Origin of the sequence: Stenotrophomonas sp. B2, from assembly GCF_014947095.1 — a bacterium.
Classification (GTDB): domain Bacteria; phylum Pseudomonadota; class Gammaproteobacteria; order Xanthomonadales; family Xanthomonadaceae; genus Stenotrophomonas; species Stenotrophomonas maltophilia_P.
Genome location: NZ_JADCQA010000013.1, coordinates 1 through 16,421, shown reverse-complemented (window position 1 = coordinate 16,421; position 16,421 = coordinate 1). Strand labels below are relative to the sequence as shown.

Annotated in this window: 16 protein-coding genes; 10 read left to right on the top strand and 6 right to left on the bottom strand. The window is 66.9% G+C overall.

Annotated elements, in window-relative coordinates:
• The first annotated feature begins 6 nt into the window (after window positions 1-6).
• Together IMX13_RS15035 and metH are read left to right on the top strand one after the other, a co-directional pair.
• Window positions 7-1,098 carry a homocysteine S-methyltransferase family protein gene (locus IMX13_RS15035; RefSeq protein WP_065176054.1) on the top strand — a complete coding sequence of 364 codons (1,092 nt, stop codon included), beginning with the start codon at window positions 7-9 and terminating at the stop codon, window positions 1,096-1,098.
• Window positions 1,099-1,155: 57 nt separating this feature from the next.
• A complete protein-coding gene (metH, locus tag IMX13_RS15030) occupies window positions 1,156-3,840 on the top strand; it encodes a methionine synthase (RefSeq protein WP_065182908.1) in 2,685 nt (894 codons plus the stop codon).
• A gap of 60 nt (window positions 3,841-3,900) precedes the next feature.
• On the opposite strand, the gene IMX13_RS15025 is transcribed toward metH, so the two are convergent.
• From IMX13_RS15025 to IMX13_RS15005, 5 genes are all read right to left on the bottom strand, one after another.
• Window positions 3,901-4,569 (bottom strand): DUF2058 family protein, encoded by a 669-nt coding sequence (locus IMX13_RS15025; RefSeq protein WP_193396649.1) that lies wholly within the window; start codon window positions 4,567-4,569, stop codon window positions 3,901-3,903.
• Window positions 4,570-4,584: 15 nt separating this feature from the next.
• On the bottom strand, window positions 4,585-4,824 hold the full coding sequence (locus IMX13_RS15020; RefSeq protein WP_053515402.1) for a SlyX family protein: 240 nt from the start codon (window positions 4,822-4,824) through the stop codon (window positions 4,585-4,587).
• On the bottom strand, window positions 4,817-6,166 hold the full coding sequence (locus IMX13_RS15015) for a UDP-glucose/GDP-mannose dehydrogenase family protein (RefSeq protein ID WP_053515400.1): 1,350 nt from the start codon (window positions 6,164-6,166) through the stop codon (window positions 4,817-4,819). Before IMX13_RS15015 ends, IMX13_RS15020 begins: the two co-directional genes overlap by 8 nt.
• Before the next feature lie 23 nt (window positions 6,167-6,189).
• Window positions 6,190-7,167 (bottom strand): FKBP-type peptidyl-prolyl cis-trans isomerase, encoded by a 978-nt coding sequence (locus IMX13_RS15010; RefSeq protein ID WP_065182910.1) that lies wholly within the window; start codon window positions 7,165-7,167, stop codon window positions 6,190-6,192.
• Between the two features lie 96 nt (window positions 7,168-7,263).
• Window positions 7,264-7,851, bottom strand: a complete 588-nt coding sequence (locus IMX13_RS15005; protein WP_053515396.1) for a glutathione peroxidase — start codon at window positions 7,849-7,851, stop codon at window positions 7,264-7,266.
• Window positions 7,852-8,215: 364 nt separating this feature from the next.
• Between IMX13_RS15005 and IMX13_RS15000 the strand changes: the two genes are divergently transcribed.
• The 7 genes from IMX13_RS15000 (at window position 8,216) to IMX13_RS14970 (ending at window position 12,799) form a co-directional block, all read left to right on the top strand.
• A complete protein-coding gene (locus IMX13_RS15000; protein ID WP_065176058.1) occupies window positions 8,216-8,461 on the top strand; it encodes a hypothetical protein in 246 nt (81 codons plus the stop codon).
• Window positions 8,462-8,463: 2 nt separating this feature from the next.
• A complete protein-coding gene (locus IMX13_RS14995) occupies window positions 8,464-8,823 on the top strand; it encodes a GntR family transcriptional regulator (protein WP_053515392.1) in 360 nt (119 codons plus the stop codon).
• Window positions 8,823-9,713: an ABC transporter ATP-binding protein gene (locus IMX13_RS14990; protein ID WP_065176059.1), complete on the top strand. Its 891-nt coding sequence runs from the start codon at window positions 8,823-8,825 to the stop codon at window positions 9,711-9,713. The genes IMX13_RS14995 and IMX13_RS14990 overlap by 1 nt, the downstream gene beginning before the upstream one ends.
• Window positions 9,710-10,735 carry a hypothetical protein gene (locus tag IMX13_RS14985; RefSeq protein WP_193396648.1) on the top strand — a complete coding sequence of 342 codons (1,026 nt, stop codon included), beginning with the start codon at window positions 9,710-9,712 and terminating at the stop codon, window positions 10,733-10,735. The genes IMX13_RS14990 and IMX13_RS14985 overlap by 4 nt, the downstream gene beginning before the upstream one ends.
• A 22-nt stretch (window positions 10,736-10,757) precedes the next feature.
• Window positions 10,758-11,642, top strand: coding sequence for a DUF2807 domain-containing protein (locus IMX13_RS14980; protein WP_193396647.1), 885 nt, complete (start codon window positions 10,758-10,760; stop codon window positions 11,640-11,642).
• Window positions 11,643-11,672: 30 nt separating this feature from the next.
• Entirely contained in the window at window positions 11,673-12,284 is a 612-nt protein-coding gene (locus IMX13_RS14975) for a hypothetical protein (protein WP_053515384.1), read from the top strand.
• Window positions 12,285-12,373: 89 nt separating this feature from the next.
• Entirely contained in the window at window positions 12,374-12,799 is a 426-nt protein-coding gene (locus IMX13_RS14970; RefSeq protein ID WP_053515382.1) for a hypothetical protein, read from the top strand.
• A 58-nt stretch (window positions 12,800-12,857) separates the two neighbouring features.
• Here IMX13_RS14970 and IMX13_RS14965 read toward each other — a convergent pair whose 3' ends face one another.
• Window positions 12,858-14,294: a class II fumarate hydratase gene (locus IMX13_RS14965; protein ID WP_193396646.1), complete on the bottom strand. Its 1,437-nt coding sequence runs from the start codon at window positions 14,292-14,294 to the stop codon at window positions 12,858-12,860.
• Window positions 14,295-14,584: 290 nt separating this feature from the next.
• Between IMX13_RS14965 and purB the strand changes: the two genes are divergently transcribed.
• The gene (purB, locus tag IMX13_RS14960) at window positions 14,585-15,952 is read left to right on the top strand and encodes an adenylosuccinate lyase (RefSeq protein ID WP_193396645.1); all 1,368 of its coding nucleotides are present in this window, start codon (window positions 14,585-14,587) and stop codon (window positions 15,950-15,952) included.
• The last annotated feature ends 469 nt before the right edge of the window (window positions 15,953-16,421 follow it).

Genomic DNA, 16,421 nt, shown 5'->3' with positions numbered 1-16,421 from the left:
ATCATCATGCCCGTCCTGCCCTGGTTGCACCCCGAACGTGCCAATGCCCTGCTGGGCGCGCTGCGCGAGCGGATCCTGATCATCGACGGAGCGATGGGCACGATGATCCAGCGCCATGGCCTGCAGGAAGGCGACTACCGCGGTGAGCGTTTCGCCGATGGCTACGATCACCTGCACGGGCCGGGCTGCGACCACGCCGCGCCGCAGGGCCACGATCTGAAGGGCAACAACGACCTGTTGCTGCTCACCCGGCCTCAGGTCATCGCCGACATCCACACCGCCTACCTGGAAGCCGGCGCGGACCTGGTGGAAACCAATACCTTCAACGCCACCTCGGTCAGCCAGGCCGACTACCACCTCGAGCATCTGGTGTACGAACTGAACAAGGCCGGCGCCGCCGTGGCCCGCGCCTGCTGCGATGCCGTTGAAGCCACCACGCCCGGCAAGCCGCGCTTCGTGATCGGCGTGCTTGGCCCCACCAGCCGCACCGCATCGATCAGTCCCGACGTCAACGATCCGGGCTTCCGCAACACCAGTTTCGATGAGCTGCGCGACACCTACCGCGAAGCCATCGATGGCCTGATCGACGGCGGCGCGGACACCCTCATGGTCGAAACCATCTTCGACACGCTCAACGCCAAGGCGGCGCTGTATGCGGTGGAGGAAGCCTTCGATGCGCGCGGTGCGCGCCTGCCGGTGATGATCTCCGGCACGATCACCGATGCCTCCGGCCGCACCCTGTCCGGCCAGACCGCCGAAGCCTTCCACGCCTCGCTGGCACACGCGCGGCCCCTGTCGATCGGCCTGAACTGCGCGCTGGGTGCCGATGCGATGCGCCCGCATGTCGAAACGCTGTCGCAGGTTGCCGACTGCCATGTCAGCGCGCATCCCAATGCCGGCCTGCCCAATGCCTTCGGCGAGTATGACGAGACCCCCGAAGAAATGGCGGCGACCCTGCGCGGTTTCGCCCGCGATGGCCTGCTCAACCTGGTCGGCGGCTGCTGCGGGTCCACCCCCGACCACATCCGTGCCATCGCCCAGGCGGTGGCCGGCCTGCCACCGCGTGTCCTGCCGGACCGCCAGGACCAGGCGGCATGAACGTCGCCGCCACCGTTCCGCACTTCCCGCCCTGCCGTTGCTGAGCCACTGCCTGCCATGACGCCTGTCCGCCCCACCCGCCTGTCCGGCCTGGAACCGCTGGTCATCACCCCGGACCTGCTGTTCGTCAACGTCGGCGAGCGCACCAACGTCACCGGCAGCGCGCAGTTCCGCAAGCTGATCAAGGAAGGCCGCTACGAGGAGGCCGTGGACGTCGCCCGGCAACAAGTGGCCAGTGGCGCGCAGATCCTCGACGTCAACATGGACGAGGGCCTGATCGACTCCGAGGCGGCGATGACCCGCTACCTCAACCTGATCATGTCCGAGCCCGACATCGCCCGCATTCCGGTGATGGTCGACTCGTCCAAATGGAGCGTGATCGAAGCCGGCCTGAAATGCCTGCAGGGCAAGAGCGTGGTCAATTCGATCTCGCTGAAGGAAGGCGAGGCCCTGTTCCGCGAACACGCGCGCAAGGTGCTGCGTTACGGCGCGGCAGCGGTGGTGATGGCGTTCGACGAAAGCGGCCAGGCCGACACCTGTGCGCGCAAGGTCGAGATCTGTACGCGCGCCTACCGCATTCTGGTCGATGAGATCGGCTTCCCGCCACAGGACATCATCTTCGACCCGAACATCTTCGCTGTCGCCACCGGCATCGAGGAGCACGACAACTACGCGGTGGACTTCATCGAAGCCACGCGCATCATCAAGCAGACCCTGCCGCACTGCCACGTCTCCGGCGGCGTTTCCAACGTGTCGTTCTCGTTCCGTGGCAACGAAACGGTGCGCCAGGCGATCCATTCGGTCTTCCTTTACCACGCCATCGCCGCCGGCATGGACATGGGCATCGTCAACGCCGGTGCCATGCCGATCTATGACGAACTGGAGCCGGACCTGCGCGAGCGCGTGGAGGACGTGATCCTCAACCGCCGCCCCGACGCCACCGAGCGCCTGCTGGAGATTGCCGAACGCTACAAGGGCAGCAAGGGCAAGGTGAAAAGCGAAGACATGGCCTGGCGCGCCAAGCCGGTCGAGCAGCGCCTGGCCCACGCCCTGGTGCACGGGCTGGATGCGTTCGTGGAAGAGGACACCGAGCTGGCACGGCAGGCCTCCAGCCGTCCACTGGACGTGATCGAAGGGCCGTTGATGGATGGCATGAACGTCGTCGGCGACCTGTTCGGTGCCGGCAAGATGTTCCTGCCGCAGGTGGTGAAGTCGGCCCGCGTGATGAAAAAGGCGGTGGCCTACCTGCTGCCCTATATCGAGGCGGAGAAGGCCCGCAGCGGTGACACCGCCAAGAGCAACGGCCGCATCATCATGGCCACCGTGAAAGGCGATGTGCACGACATCGGCAAGAACATCGTCGGCGTGGTCCTTGCCTGCAACAACTTCGAGGTGGTCGATCTGGGCGTGATGGTGCCGGCGCAGAAGATTCTCGATGCGGCCCGCGAGCACAAGGCCGACCTGATCGGCCTGTCCGGGCTGATCACGCCGTCACTGGAGGAAATGAGCCATGTCGCCCGCGAGATGCAGCGCCAGGGATTCGACCTGCCATTGCTGATCGGCGGCGCCACCACCTCGCGTGCGCACACGGCGTTGAAGATCGACCCGCACTACCATGCCCCTACGGTGTGGGTGAAGGATGCCTCGCGCGCGGTGGGCGTGGCCCAGTCGCTGATCTCGCGCGACCTGCGCGCGGGCTTCGTTGCTGCCAATGAAGCCGACTACGCCGAGATCCGCGCCCGTCACCGCAACCGTGGCGATGCCAAGCGGCTGGTCTCGCTGGAGCACGCGCGCGGCCAGAAATTCCAGGGCGGCTGGGACAGTTATGTGCCCCCGGTTCCGAACCAGCCCGGCCTGCATGTGTTCGAAGACTATCCCCTGTCGGAACTGGTCGATTACATCGACTGGACGCCGTTCTTCCAGGCCTGGGAACTGGCTGGCAAGTTTCCGGCCATCCTCACTGACGAGATCGTCGGCACCCAGGCCAGCGAGCTGTACCGCGACGCCCGGGCGATGCTGGCGTGCATCGTCGCGGAGAAGTGGCTGACCGCCAAGGCGGTGTTCGGCCTGTGGCCGGCCAACAGTGTCGGTGACGATGTCCGCGTGCAGCATCCACAGGGCGAGACCACCCTGCACTTCCTTCGCCAGCAGGTCGACAAGCCGGCCGAGCGCCCCGACTTCTGCCTGGCCGATTTCATCGCACCGGCCGACAGCGGGCGACAGGACTGGATCGGTGCGTTCGCGGTCACCGCCGGTATCGGCATCGATGCCCATGTCGCGCGCTTTGAAGCCGAGCACGACGATTACAACGCGATCCTGCTCAAGGCCCTGGCCGACCGCTTCGCCGAAGCACTGGCCGAACGCCTGCACCAGCGGGTGCGCACCGAGTTCTGGGGCTATGACCGCACCGAAGCGCTGGACAACGATGCGCTGATCGACGAGAAGTATCGCGGCATCCGGCCCGCCCCCGGCTATCCAGCGTGCCCGGAGCACAGCGAGAAGCGCCGCCTGTTCGATCTGCTGCAGGCGGAAGCCAACGCGGGCATGACGCTGACCGAGAGCTTCGCGATGCTGCCCACCGCGGCCGTCTCCGGCTACTACTTCAGCCATCCACAGAGCCAGTACTTCGTGGTCGGCCGCCTCAGCCGCGAACAGGTGGGCGACTACGCGCGGCGCAAGGGAGTGGATCGCGCCCAGGCCGAGCGCTGGCTCGCATCCAACCTCGACTACGATCCCGAATAGACCGCGCAGAAACAGCAACGCCGGGCATTGCCCGGCGTTTCCGATCACTGCGGTGCAGGCTTACCAGACCAGGTCATCCGGCACCTGGTACTGCGGATCGGCGTAGGGATCGTCCTCGGCCGGGGCATCCGGATCGACCTTCAGCGCCACCGAGGCCGCGAACACGGCTTCGGCCTGGTTCAGCACCTCGGCGGTGACCAACAGATAGCGGCCATTGAGCTGCACCACGCCCAGCTCGCCGGCATTGAGCGCGGTCAGCTGTGCCGCGGTGACATAGATCCGCTTGATCTTGCCGCCATACGGGAAGTGCCGCGCGATGTCGGCCGCCTCGTCATTCAGGCCCTTGTCCTTCAGCAGTTCTTCCAGCTTCGCCTTCGCCTCGCGGCGCTGACGCGCTTCCTCCTGCTTCAGGCGCTCGGCTTCGATGCGCTCTTCCTTCTCCTTCTGGGCACGGATGGCATAGGCCTTGGCCAGATCCATCTCCTCGGCACTGCGCGGCCTGCGCGGGCCTTGTCCACGGTGCTGCCCCGGCTTGCCCGGCGCACCACCGGGACCGCGACGCTCACCGGGCGCGTGCTCGCCCTTGCCTGCGCCCTGCGGCTTTCCATTGCCGTTGCCGCCCTTGCCCTGCGGGCGGCCATCACGGCGGGGGCCATCATTCTTGCGCTCGGGCTTGGGCGCGGGCTTGAAGCCCAGGCCCAGCAACTGGTCGCGGAGGGTATCGCTCATAGATAAGGGTATGGATCAGTAGTGCGGCGGCGGCGGTTCGCTCGCCGGATCGGAGGAATTCAGTGCGTTGCGGACCTTGCCCAGGTCTTCCAGCAGCACGCGCAGCACATCGGCGTTGCGGGTGCCCTGCATCCGGGCATCGGCCAGTGCGTCGCTCAGTTCGGCCAGCGCGTGTTCCTGGAAGGACACACGCATCTCCAGCTCGACCAGGCGCGCTTCCAGCGCCTGCTCGCGTTCGGTCGGCAGCTCAGACATGCAGTGAACGCCCCCGGCCGATGCCGTAGTACGCCAGGCCCGCCGCTTCGACCTCGGCGGGGTCGTACAGGTTGCGGCCGTCGAACACGACCGCGTCCTTCAGCCGTTCGCGCAGCATCGAAAAATCAGGGCTGCGGAACTGCTTCCATTCGGTCACCACGATCAACGCATCGGCGCCCTGCAGCGCGTCATCGGCGCTGTCACAGAACACCAGATCATCGCGCTCACCGAAGATGCGCTGCGCTTCGTGCATGGCTTCGGGGTCGAACGCACGTACGGTCGCCCCACCCTCCCACAGCTGCGCCAGCAGGCGGCGGCTGGAGGCCTCGCGCATGTCGTCGGTATTCGGCTTGAAGGCCAGCCCCCACACGGCGAACGTCCTGCCGCGCACGCCTTCGTCCTCGCCCTTGTCGTAGTGGCGCTGGACCAGGGCGAACAGGTGGCCCTTCTGCGCATCGTTGACCGCTTCCACCGCGTTCAGCAGCTTCGGCTCCAGGCCGCTCTGCTGGGCGGTGCGGGCCAGCGCCTGCACATCCTTGGGGAAACACGAGCCACCGTAACCGGCGCCCGGATAGATGAAATGCCAGCCGATGCGCGGGTCCGAGCCGATCCCCTGGCGGACCTGCTCGACGTCGGCGCCGACACGCTCGGCGATGTTGGCGATCTCGTTCATGAACGAAATCTTGGTCGCCAGCATCGCGTTGGCGGCGTACTTGGTCAGCTCGGCCGAGCGTACGTCCATCTCCACCACGCGGTCGTGGTTGCGGTTGAACGGTGCATACAGGCGACGCATCACCGCCACCGACTCGTCGCTGGTGGCACCGATGATGATGCGGTCCGGTCGCATGCAGTCGGCGACCGCGTCGCCTTCCTTCAGGAACTCCGGGTTGGAGACCACATCGAAGGCGATGTCGGCGCCGCGCGCCGCGAGTTCGTCGGTGATCGCTGCACGGACCTTGTCGGCGGTGCCGACCGGCACCGTCGACTTGTTGACCACCACGGTCGGCACGCTCATGTGCCGGCCGATGGTGCGGGCCACGGCCAGCACGTACTGCAGGTCGGCGCTGCCATCCTCGTCCGGCGGTGTGCCCACGGCGATGAACACCACCTGGCCATGCGCGATCGCCGCGGCCGCATCAGTGGTGAACGCCAGCCGCGCCGCAGCGTGGTTGGCCTTCACCATCGGCTCCAGGCCCGGCTCATAGATCGGGATGATGCCCTGGTTCAGGCCATCGACCTTGCCCTGGTCGATATCGACGCAGATCACCTGGTGGCCGACATCGGCCAGGCAGGTGCCCGTCACCAGGCCGACGTAACCGGTACCGAAAATCGCAACGCGCATGTCCGTGCAGGCTCCGTGGTGGCTTACGGCAGGACGCCCAGCAGTTCGACGTCGAAGGTCAGCGTGGCGTTCGGACCGATCGGGCCGCCCGGGGTGCCGTTCTCACCGTAGGCCAGCTCGCCCGGGATCCAGAAGCGGTACTTGGAGCCGACCGGCATCAGCGCGACGCCTTCGGTCCAGCCCTTGATCACCTGGTCCAGGCCGAACTCGGCCGGGCCACGGCTGGCGGAGCTGTCAAAGACGGTGCCGTCGAGCAGCTTGCCTTCGTAGTTCACGCGCACCTTGCTGGTCGGCAGCGGACGCTCGCCGCTGCCCGGGCGGATCACCTGGTACTGCAGCCCAGAGGCCGTGGTCACCACGCCCGGCTGGGTCTTGTTCTTGGCCAGGAATGCATTGCCTTCCTGACGGTTGGTCTGTGCAGCCTGGGCGGCCTTGGCCTGCATTTCGGCCTGCTTGGTGCCCATGAACGCCTGAATGGTGGCCGTGGCGTCAGCCTCGGTCATCTTCGGCTGGCCCTTGCTCAGACCAGTGCTGATTGCGTCAAACAGCGACGCAACGTCAATGTCGTCCTTCAGCTGTGCCAGCGACGGACCCACCGAGTAGGAACCGATCATCTGTGCGACCTTCACCCGATCGACCTTCGGCGGCTGCGAGCCCGGCGCAACGCCCGGCACCTGCTGGCCGCTGCGGGCCATCACGACCTGGCGCAGGGCGGCATCGGTGGCCTTGGCCTGCTCCTGGGTGATCTGCGGCTGCAGGCCTTCGAACGAACGCTCCACGGCCGTGCGCAGGGCAGCGACGTCGATTTCATCGGCGATCGGGGTGAACGACTTGGCGACATCCAGGCCGATGGCGTAACCGAGCTTCTGCTTGGGGGAATTCAAGGTTGCGGTCTCCTTGGCGGCTGCGGGGGCCGCCGGTTGTTGCGACAGAGCGACACCCGAAGTGCCCATCGCCAGAATCAGAACCGACGCCGCTGCGCCGCGCATTCCCATCTTCATTCGCTGCATTCCTGGAAGTGACTGGGCGCCGACGTCGGCGCGAAAAGAAGCATTGTCGCACGCATGCCGTCGATGTCGAGGCATCCGTGCCGGATATCAACGCGTGGCGGCGGGCGCGGCCAGTGCCTTGTCGATGGCCGCGATCAGCTGCGGATCATCCGGCGTGACCTTGCTGGCGAACTGGGCGATGACCCTGCCGTCGCGGCCGACCAGGTACTTGTGGAAGTTCCAGCCCGGCGCCACGCCGGTTGCCGCGGTCAGGCGCTGGTACAGCGGGGTGGCCTGCGCGCCGACCACGTGGACCTTCTCGAACATCGGGAACTTCACGCCATAGGTCAGCGTGCAGAATTCCTGGATCTGCGCTTCGTCACCGGGTTCCTGGCCCTTGAAATCGTTGGACGGGAAGCCGAGGACCGCGAACCCGCGGCGTGCATAGCGCTGCTGCAGCGCTTCCAGGCCTTCGTACTGCGGCGTGTACCCGCACTTGCTGGCGGTATTGACCACCAGCAGCACCTGGCCGTGATAGCGCTGCTGCAGGTTGACCTGCTGCTTGCCGGCCAGGGGCCGGTAGTCCACATCCAGCAGATCGGCGGCCAGGGTGAGGCCGGGAAGGGCCAGCCCAGCCAGCAGGGTCAGCAGGGAAAGACCGCGCAGGCGGCGCGGGAAGACGGTCGGCAGGGGCATCGGAGCGGTCCGCGGTGGCCATTCACAGGGCCCGGCCGGGAGCGGCCGGGAATCGGCCGAACTATAGCACCGGCCCCGGGGGCACCCCGCCGCGCGACCGCCCCGGCGCTTTGCGCGGATTGGCGGCAACGCAGCCGGAGCCAGAAGCTGGCCGGTGCTTGACATAGCATGGACGCAGCTGAATGGAAGCGACGCGACGGCCTGCGCCCACCGAGCATCATTCCGCATTCAAATCAATGGCTTGCAGAATTGCGTCTATGCCATGACGCCCCCTGTCATCAGTTGGGTCATGTCGGGGGTTGCACGTCGGCGTGCCGGTGTTATAGTTGCATACAACACCAGTCACCTGAGACAGGGGTATGCCATGAACACCCGGATGCATCGCAACGTCACCGCTCCCGCGATCACCGCCGTTTCGACCCTGCTGGTGATGGCCTGGCTGGCCTCGCCACGCGCGCCCACCGCCCCCTCTCTGTCCGATACCCCGCAGGACGCGCCCACTCCCACGGCCGGGACGCCGGAAGCTTCACCCTCCCCCCCGCGTCGGCTGCACAGCTCCCTGTCCATGCCGTATTTCTCGTTCGCACAGCCGCTGACCCCACGGAGCTGACCATGAGCGACATCCAGTGGAGCGACGGCGCTCCCATCTACCGCCAGCTGAAGGAGCGCGTGATCGCCATGATGCTCGACGGAATCCTCAAGCCGGGCGATGCCCTGCCTTCGGTGCGCCAGGTGGCCGCCGACTACCAGCTCAACCCCATCACCGTTTCGCGCGCCTACCAGGAACTGGCTGACGAAGGCCTGGTCGAGAAGCGCCGGGGCCTGGGCATGTTCATGACCGAGCAGGCGGCCACGCAGCTGCGCAGCAGCGAGCGCGAGCGCTTCCTCAATGAAGAATGGCCGGCCGTCCTGGAGCGCATCCAGCGCCTGGGGCTGAGCCTCGACGAATTGCTGACCCAGGGGAAAGTCTGATGAATGCCAGCCTCACCAGTACCGCTGCAAGCGACGCGGTCATCACCGCCCGCGGCCTGCGCAAGGCCTACAAGAGCACGGTCGCGCTCGACAATGCCAGCTTCACCATCCCGGCGGGCCGGATCATCGGCCTGATCGGACCCAACGGTGCCGGCAAGACCACCGCGTTGAAGGCCATCCTCGGCCTGACCACGGTGGAAGGCGACCTCAGCGTGCTCGGCCGCGACCCGCGCCTTCATCGGGATGAGCTGATGAAGGACATCTGCTTCATCGCCGACGTCGCGGTGCTGCCCCGCTGGCTGAAGGTGCGCGAGGCCATCGACTTCGTCGCCGGCGTGCATCCACGCTTCGATCGCGCCCGCTGCGAGCGCTTCCTGGCCAACACCAAGCTGCAGCCGAAGCAGCGCGTGCGCGAACTGTCCAAAGGCATGATCGTGCAGCTGCACCTGGCCCTGGTGATGGCCATCGACGCCCGCGTGCTGGTGCTCGACGAGCCGACCCTGGGCCTGGACATCCTGTACCGCAAGGAGTTCTACCAGCGCCTGCTGGAGGACTACTTCGACGAGCAGAAGACGATCATCGTCACCACCCACCAGGTCGAAGAGATCGAGCACATCCTCAGCGACGTCATGTTCATCCGCGACGGCCGCATCGTGCTCGACGCAGAGATGGACGATGTCGGCCAACGCTACACCGAGCTGCTGGTCAACGCCGAGCAGCTCGATACCGCGCGTGCGCTCAAGCCGATCGACGAGCGCGCCCTGGCCTTCGGCAAGACCGTGCTGCTGTATGACGGCGTGCCGCGTGACCAGCTCACCTCCCTCGGCGAGACCCGCAGCCCGGGCCTGGCTGATCTGTTCGTCGCTGTCATGAAGGGGACCTACGCATGAACGCCGTCAATCATCCCGTCGGCCCCGCCGGCACGCTGCGCTGGCTGCTCAAGCGTGAATACTGGGAGAACCGTGGCGGGTTCCTCTATGCGCCGCTGATTGCCGGCGTGGTGTCGCTGCTGATGAGCGGTGTGGGCATCGCCTTCGGCCTGTTCGCCCTGCATCGGGCTGCGCGCGACGGCAATCTGCACATCGATGGCGAGGACGTGAACATCAACGGCCTGGACCTGGCGCTGCTGACCCGCAACATCAGTGCCAAGGACATGGCCGACCTGGGCAACGGCCTCGACCTGACCCTGGTGCTGAGTTCGGCCTGGCCGTTCCTGGTGCTGGCGTTCGTGATGTTCTTCTACTGCCTTGGCGCGCTGTATGACGACCGCCGCGACCGCAGCATCCTGTTCTGGAAATCACTGCCACTGTCCGATACCCAGACCGTGCTTTCCAAGGCGATCAGCGCGCTGGTGATCGCCCCGCTGATCGCAGTGGTCGCCGGCATCCTGACCATGTTCGGCTTCCTCGCCATCATCAGCCTGGTGGCCGCGCTGCACGGTGGCAGCCCGATGAACCTGATCTGGGGACCGGCCAGCCCGCTGACCCTGGCCGCCGGCCATCTGTCCTGGATTCCGGTCTACGTCCTGTGGGCGCTGCCGACCGCCGGCTGGCTGCTGCTGTGCTCGGCCTGGGCCAAGTCCAAGCCGTTCCTGTGGGCGGTGATGCTGCCGCTGTTCGCCGGGATCATCGTCTCCACCACCAAGGTCATGACCCTGTTCGGGCTCACCAGCGGCTGGTTCTGGCAGAACGTCGTCGGTCGCCTGCTGCTCAGTGGCGTGCCCGGCATGGACCTGATCTACCGCACCGGCCTGCAGGACTCGCGTGCGGACCTGGAATCGGTCACCGCGCTGATGGGCCCGGTCGCGCAGCTGAAGTCGCTGGCGATGCCGGGACTGTGGATCGGCGCTGCGTTCGGCGCGCTTTTCATCTTCCTTGCCATCCGCCTGCGCCGCCGCGCCGGCGAAATCTGACCCCTTACCGGAGCCACCACCCATGCGTTCCCTGCTCGCCTGTACCGCGTTGTTGCTGATGCCGCTGTCGGCCCTGGCCGCCGATGCACCCAACTGCAAGTTCACCGCTGCACGCACGTTGAAGCTGGACGCGGCCGGTGCCAAGGCGGTGGTGTTCGAAGTGAACCAGTTCGATCTGAAGGTGACCGCCCGCAGTGGAGGCGGTCAGCTCGACGGCCGTGCCTGCGCGTCCAGCCAGGATCTGCTGGACCAGCTGGTGCTGGACCAGCGCCGGGAAGGCGACAAGCTGGTGGTCAGCCTGCGCCGCGCAAGCCGTGCCGGCCTGAACCTGGGCAACTTCTACGCCTGGCTGGACATCCGCGGCAGCGTGCCGGACAACCTGCCGCTGCAGTTCAAGGTCGGCTCCGGCGATGCCAGCATCGACAACGCGCAGTCACTGAGCGTGGATGTCGGCTCCGGCGACGCCGTTGCGCGCGGCACCCGCGGCACCATCCATGCCTCCGTCGGCTCCGGCGACCTGGAGATCGACGGTGGCAGCGCACTGAACCTGCTGTCGCTCGGCTCGGGTGACGTCAAGGCGCGCAACATCGGGGGCGACGCGATCGTCGGCACGGTCGGCTCCGGCGACCTCACGATCAGCGACGTGCGTGGCAACGCACGCCTGGACACGGTCGGATCGGGCGACGTCGACTTCAAGCGCGTGCAGGGCAGCGTCCAGATCGGCGTGGTGGGCTCGGGGGGCATCGACCTGGGTGACATCGGCGGCGATGTGCACGTGCGCAGCCATGGCTCCGGCGACATCGACGTCGATGGCGTGCGCGGCAACCTGACCGTCGATCACAGCGGCAGCGGCGACGTCGTGCACCGCAACGTCAGCGGCAGGGTCACCCTGCCCCGCAACAAGTAAATCCCAACCCACCGATTCGAGGGGAATGCCATGAACCTGATGCGCCTGCTGCCTGCCACCCTGCTGTGCCTGCCGCTGATCGCCTGCGGTGGCACGTCTTCCGCGCCCGACACCAGTGTCGGCAAGAGCGTCGCCGAAACCTCCAGCGGCGTTGGCAGAAAAGTCCAGGAAGCCATGGATGAGGCCCGCAGGGAGATCACTGAGGGCAACATCAAGATCTCCGCCGACAATCAGCCGCGCGCGGAGATCACGCCGGATGGACATCTGCTGATCGGCGGCAAGGATGTGCCGACCAACGACGCGCAGCGCCGCCAGCTGCTGGAGTACCGCGGTCACGTGGTCGCCATCGCGACGGACGGGATGAATGTCGGCCTGGCCGGTGCCAAGCTGGGTGCCAGCGCTGCCGGTGAAGCGCTCAAGGGTATCTTCAGCGGTGACAGCGAAGGCGTGGAGAAGCGGATCAACGCCGAGGCCGCCAAGATCGAAGCGCAGGCCAAGCGCATCTGCGACCGCCTGCCGGCGATGCTGGCCAGCCAGCAGGCGCTTGCCCGCGAACTGCCGGCCTTCAAGCCCTACGCCAGCATGGACCAGAGCGACGTCGACGACTGCGGGAAGGACAGCTCGGTCACCTTCTCCAACTGAGACACTTCAGCGCAGCCGGCCGGCAGCGGGTCCCCGCTGCCGCCACCGGGCTTACAATGGGCACCCCGGATGCCCCCGATCGAATCGTCATGAAGAAGCTGTTTCTGCTGCTGGCTGCCCTGTTCTGCCTGGGCCTGGCCGGCTGCGACCAGGATTACCGCAACCACCGCGCAGAGCGTGGCAAGCCCAAGATCTCCGTCAGCGAAGGCATGGTGACCGTGCGCCGTCCACCGGCACCGAACATCATCATCCTGGCCGACGGCACGATGAAGATGGACGAGATCCAGATTCCGCTGGACGACGCGCAGAAGCAGATGCTGCAGACGATGTTCGGCAAGCTGCAGGTACTGCGCCAGAACACGCTGGTGGCCGCCCCGGCCGATCCGAACATGCAGCCGGTGAAGATCCAGCCACCGGAGGGCATGGACGTCATTCCAGGCGACCTGATCCAGCGCATCCCCGAGTTCAAGGACTACACCGAGACCTTCGGCAACATCGTCGCCGACCGTCGCTGAACGCAAACGCCGCCCGAGGGCGGCGTTTCTCATTGGCCCGGCAAGTCTGCTCGGCAGATCAACCGCCGCCACCGCCTCCCGCATGGATGCCGCCAGCGGTCAGCGCCGTCGGATCCAGCAGGCGCCGCAGTTCCGCTTCGCCCAGGCCGCTGTCCTCCAGCGCCACCTCCAGCACCGGCCGCTGTTCCTTGTAGGCGCGCTTGGCGATTGCCGCGGCCTTCTCATAGCCGATGATCGGGTTCAGCGCAGTAACCAGGATCGGGTTGCGCGCCAGCGCCTCCGCCACGCGATCCTCGCGCACCTTCAGGCCTGCGATGGCGCTGTCGGCCAGCAGCGTCGACACGTTGGCCAGCAGGCCGATGCCTTCGAGCAGGTTCACCGCGATCAGCGGCAGGGTCACATTGAGCTGGAAATTGCCGGTCTGCCCGGCCACCGTGATCGCCGTGTGGTGACCGATCACCTGCGCGCAGGCCATCACCGTCGCCTCCGGAATCACCGGATTGACCTTGCCCGGCATGATCGAGCTGCCCGGCTGCAGGGCCGGCAGTTCGATCTCGCCCAGCCCCGCCAGCGGCCCGGCATTCATCCAGCGCAGATCGTTGGCGATCTTGATCAGCGCCACCGCCAGCGCATTGAGCTGGCCGGACAGCTCCACCGCATCGTCCTGCGCGGCCAGGCCTTCAAACTTGTTGTCGGCACTGTCGAACTTGAAACCCGAGTGCTGCTTGAGGGCCTTGGCCACCTGAGCGCCGAAACGCGGATCGGCATTGATGCCGGTACCGATGGCGGTGCCGCCCAGCGGCAGCCGGCGGACGCGCTTGAGGCTGTCCTCGATGCGCGCCTGTGCCGATGCCAGCTGTGCCGACCAGGCACCGAACTCCTGCTCGAAGGTCAGCGGCATGGCGTCCATCAGGTGGGTACGGCCGGTCTTGACCACCTTGCGCAGGCTGCGGCCCTTCCTGTCGATGGTCCTGCGCAGATGCGCCAGCGCGGGCAGCAGCTGTTCGTGCGCCGCCAGCACCGCCGAGACGCGCAGCGCGGTCGGGATCACGTCATTGGAGCTCTGCCCCTGGTTGACGTGGTCGTTGGGATGGACCGTGGTCTTGCCGGCCTTGCCGGCGCGGTTGGCCAGGGTCGCGATGACCTCGTTGGCATTCATGTTCGAGGACGTACCCGAACCGGTCTGGTAGATATCGATGGGGAAATGCGCGTCCCAGTCGCCCGCCGCCACTTCCGCGGCGGCGGCCTGGATCGCCTTGGCCACGTTCCTGGGCAGGTGGCCCAGTTCGGCGTTGACGCCGGCAGCGGCGCCCTTGACCAGACCCAGCGCACGGATGAACCCGCGCGGCATGCGCTGGCCGGACACCGGGAAATTCTGCACGGCGCGCTGGGTCTGCGCGCCCCACAGGGCGTCGGCAGGCACCTGCAGCTCGCCCATGCTGTCGTGTTCGATCCGGAACGCCCGGGAGGCACCCTTGCTTGCAGCTTTGCTCATTGCATCGACTCCGCACTACTTCAGTTGGGGAAAGGGAAGCGGCGGCTGGCAGGGTGTCGCTTCCCGGGCTGGCGGCGGTAATCACGATACTCTCTTGCCCGTTGCATGGCATGACGGAAGCGGGCCGGATCGTTTCATCTGCGGCACCGTTGCCCATCGGGAGCGGCGGGCCCGGCCGGGCGAGGACAGCGCGCAGCCTCCCTGCGCCCGGCGTGGCCCGGTGCTGCCAAGCATGCGAAGGCCACGCGTCGTAGAATATCGGCCCCGCCGCTCGCTCCCGCCCTGCCGACATGTCCGATTCCGCCCTGCTCGCCCTGTCCCCGCTCGATGGCCGCTACGCCGGCAAGGTCGATGCCCTGCGCCCGATCTTCTCCGAGTACGGCCTGATCAAGGCCCGCGTCACGGTCGAGGTGGAGTGGCTGCTGGCGTTGGCCGCCGAGCCGGGCATCGTCGAGCTTGCAGCGTTCTCCGAAGCCGCCACCGCCCGTCTGCGCGCGCTGGCCAGCGGTTTCAGCCCCGCCCACGCCGCCCGGGTGAAGGAGATCGAGCGCACCACCAACCATGACGTCAAGGCGGTGGAGTACTTCATCAAGGAGCAGCTGAAGGACGACGCCGAGCTGGCGCCGGCACTGGAGTTCGTGCATTTCGCCTGCACCAGTGAGGACATCAACAACCTCAGCTACGGCCTGATGCTCGAGCAGGCGCGCCGCGAGGTGCTGCTGCCGACGCTCGACGGCATCGCCGCCACCCTGCGTGGCCTGGCCCACGCCCAGGCCGCGCAGCCGATGCTGTCGCGTACGCACGGCCAGACCGCTTCGCCGACCACCCTGGGCAAGGAGCTGGCGAACGTGGTGGCGCGCCTGGAGCGTCAGCGCCGCCAGATCGCCGCGGTCGAGCTGACCGGCAAGATCAACGGTGCGGTCGGCAACTACAACGCGCACGTCGCCAGCTACCCGGACGTGGACTGGCCGGCCTTCGCCGAACGCTTCGTGAGCGGGCTGGGCCTGGTGTTCAACCCGTACACCACGCAGATCGAGCCCCACGACAACGTCGCCGAAATCGGCGATGCCGCCCGCCGCGCCAACATCATCCTGATCGACCTGGCCCGCGATATCTGGGGCTACATCTCGCTGGGCTACTTCAAGCAGCGCCTGAAGGAAGGCGAAGTCGGCTCGTCGACCATGCCGCACAAGGTCAACCCGATCGATTTCGAAAATGCCGAAGGCAACTTCGGCATCGCCAATGCCCTGTTCGAGCACTTCAGCGCGAAGCTGCCGATCAGCCGCTGGCAGCGCGACCTGACCGATTCCACCGTGTTGCGGGCGCTGGGTACCGCCTTCGGCCACAGCCAGGTGGCGCTGGACTCGCTGGCCAAGGGACTGGGCAAGCTGGAGGTGAATCCGCAGCGCCTGGATGCCGATCTGGATGCGGCCTGGGAAGTGCTGGCCGAAGCGGTGCAGACGGTGATGCGCCGCCACGGCCTGCCGAACCCGTACGAGCAGCTGAAGGCACTGACCCGCGGCCAGGGCATCACCGCCGAGTCGATGCGGGCGTTCGTACAGGGGCTGGAGCTGCCGGCGGATGCGAAGCAGCGGCTGCTGGAGATGACCCCGGGCAGCTATACCGGTCTGGCCGAGGCGCTGGCGAAGAAGATCTGAGGGGTTTTCTTTGCGGCGGCGGCCGCGGCGCTGCCTGCGGCAGGCGTGTACTGCCAAGGCAACAGCAACAGCAACAGCAACAGCGGTCCAGGCTCTGGATTGCTGGGAGTTGGGCGGTGCGGGTTGGGTTCGCGGGGGACGCCGTGAACCCATCCCTGGGGGCTTGGCCGCGGCATCCATGCCGCGGACACCCCCGCGAACCCAACCCGCCCCACCTCTGACAGCATCCCGGTGACGGATCGAAGAGCATTTGTTGTCGGGACGGAATGTGAAGGAGGGACACGGCTTCGCCGCGTCCCTCTTTGTTTTTCGGCTACACGAGCAAGCGCAGCGCGCGAGCCGCTGTTGCCCTTGATTTTCTTCTTCCATTCCGTGGCGGACCCCGCAGGAAACTGTCAGGGGCCGGGGGGGGGGGGGGGGGGGGGGGGGGGGGGGGGGGGGGGGGGGGGGGGGGCGGGGACGGCGGGGG

Excerpts from the sequence above, each read along its gene's own strand:
- IMX13_RS14995 (WP_053515392.1), top strand. The coding sequence starts at position 8,464 with ATGAGCGACATCCAGTGGAGCGACGGCGCTCCCATCTACCGCCAGCTG.
- IMX13_RS15000 (WP_065176058.1), top strand. The coding sequence starts at position 8,216 with ATGAACACCCGGATGCATCGCAACGTCACCGCTCCCGCGATCACCGCC.
- IMX13_RS15020 (WP_053515402.1), bottom strand. The coding sequence starts at position 4,824 with ATGTCTGAGCTGCCGACCGAACGCGAGCAGGCGCTGGAAGCGCGCCTG.
- IMX13_RS14990 (WP_065176059.1), top strand. The coding sequence starts at position 8,823 with ATGAATGCCAGCCTCACCAGTACCGCTGCAAGCGACGCGGTCATCACC.
- metH (WP_065182908.1), top strand. The coding sequence starts at position 1,156 with ATGACGCCTGTCCGCCCCACCCGCCTGTCCGGCCTGGAACCGCTGGTC.
- IMX13_RS14965 (WP_193396646.1), bottom strand. The coding sequence starts at position 14,294 with ATGAGCAAAGCTGCAAGCAAGGGTGCCTCCCGGGCGTTCCGGATCGAA.
- IMX13_RS15005 (WP_053515396.1), bottom strand. The coding sequence starts at position 7,851 with ATGCCCCTGCCGACCGTCTTCCCGCGCCGCCTGCGCGGTCTTTCCCTG.
- IMX13_RS14975 (WP_053515384.1), top strand. The coding sequence starts at position 11,673 with ATGAACCTGATGCGCCTGCTGCCTGCCACCCTGCTGTGCCTGCCGCTG.
- IMX13_RS15010 (WP_065182910.1), bottom strand. The coding sequence starts at position 7,167 with ATGAAGATGGGAATGCGCGGCGCAGCGGCGTCGGTTCTGATTCTGGCG.
- IMX13_RS14970 (WP_053515382.1), top strand. The coding sequence starts at position 12,374 with ATGAAGAAGCTGTTTCTGCTGCTGGCTGCCCTGTTCTGCCTGGGCCTG.
- IMX13_RS14980 (WP_193396647.1), top strand. The coding sequence starts at position 10,758 with ATGCGTTCCCTGCTCGCCTGTACCGCGTTGTTGCTGATGCCGCTGTCG.
- purB (WP_193396645.1), top strand. The coding sequence starts at position 14,585 with ATGTCCGATTCCGCCCTGCTCGCCCTGTCCCCGCTCGATGGCCGCTAC.
- IMX13_RS14985 (WP_193396648.1), top strand. The coding sequence starts at position 9,710 with ATGAACGCCGTCAATCATCCCGTCGGCCCCGCCGGCACGCTGCGCTGG.
- IMX13_RS15035 (WP_065176054.1), top strand. The coding sequence starts at position 7 with ATGCCCGTCCTGCCCTGGTTGCACCCCGAACGTGCCAATGCCCTGCTG.
- IMX13_RS15025 (WP_193396649.1), bottom strand. The coding sequence starts at position 4,569 with ATGAGCGATACCCTCCGCGACCAGTTGCTGGGCCTGGGCTTCAAGCCC.
- IMX13_RS15015 (WP_053515400.1), bottom strand. The coding sequence starts at position 6,166 with ATGCGCGTTGCGATTTTCGGTACCGGTTACGTCGGCCTGGTGACGGGC.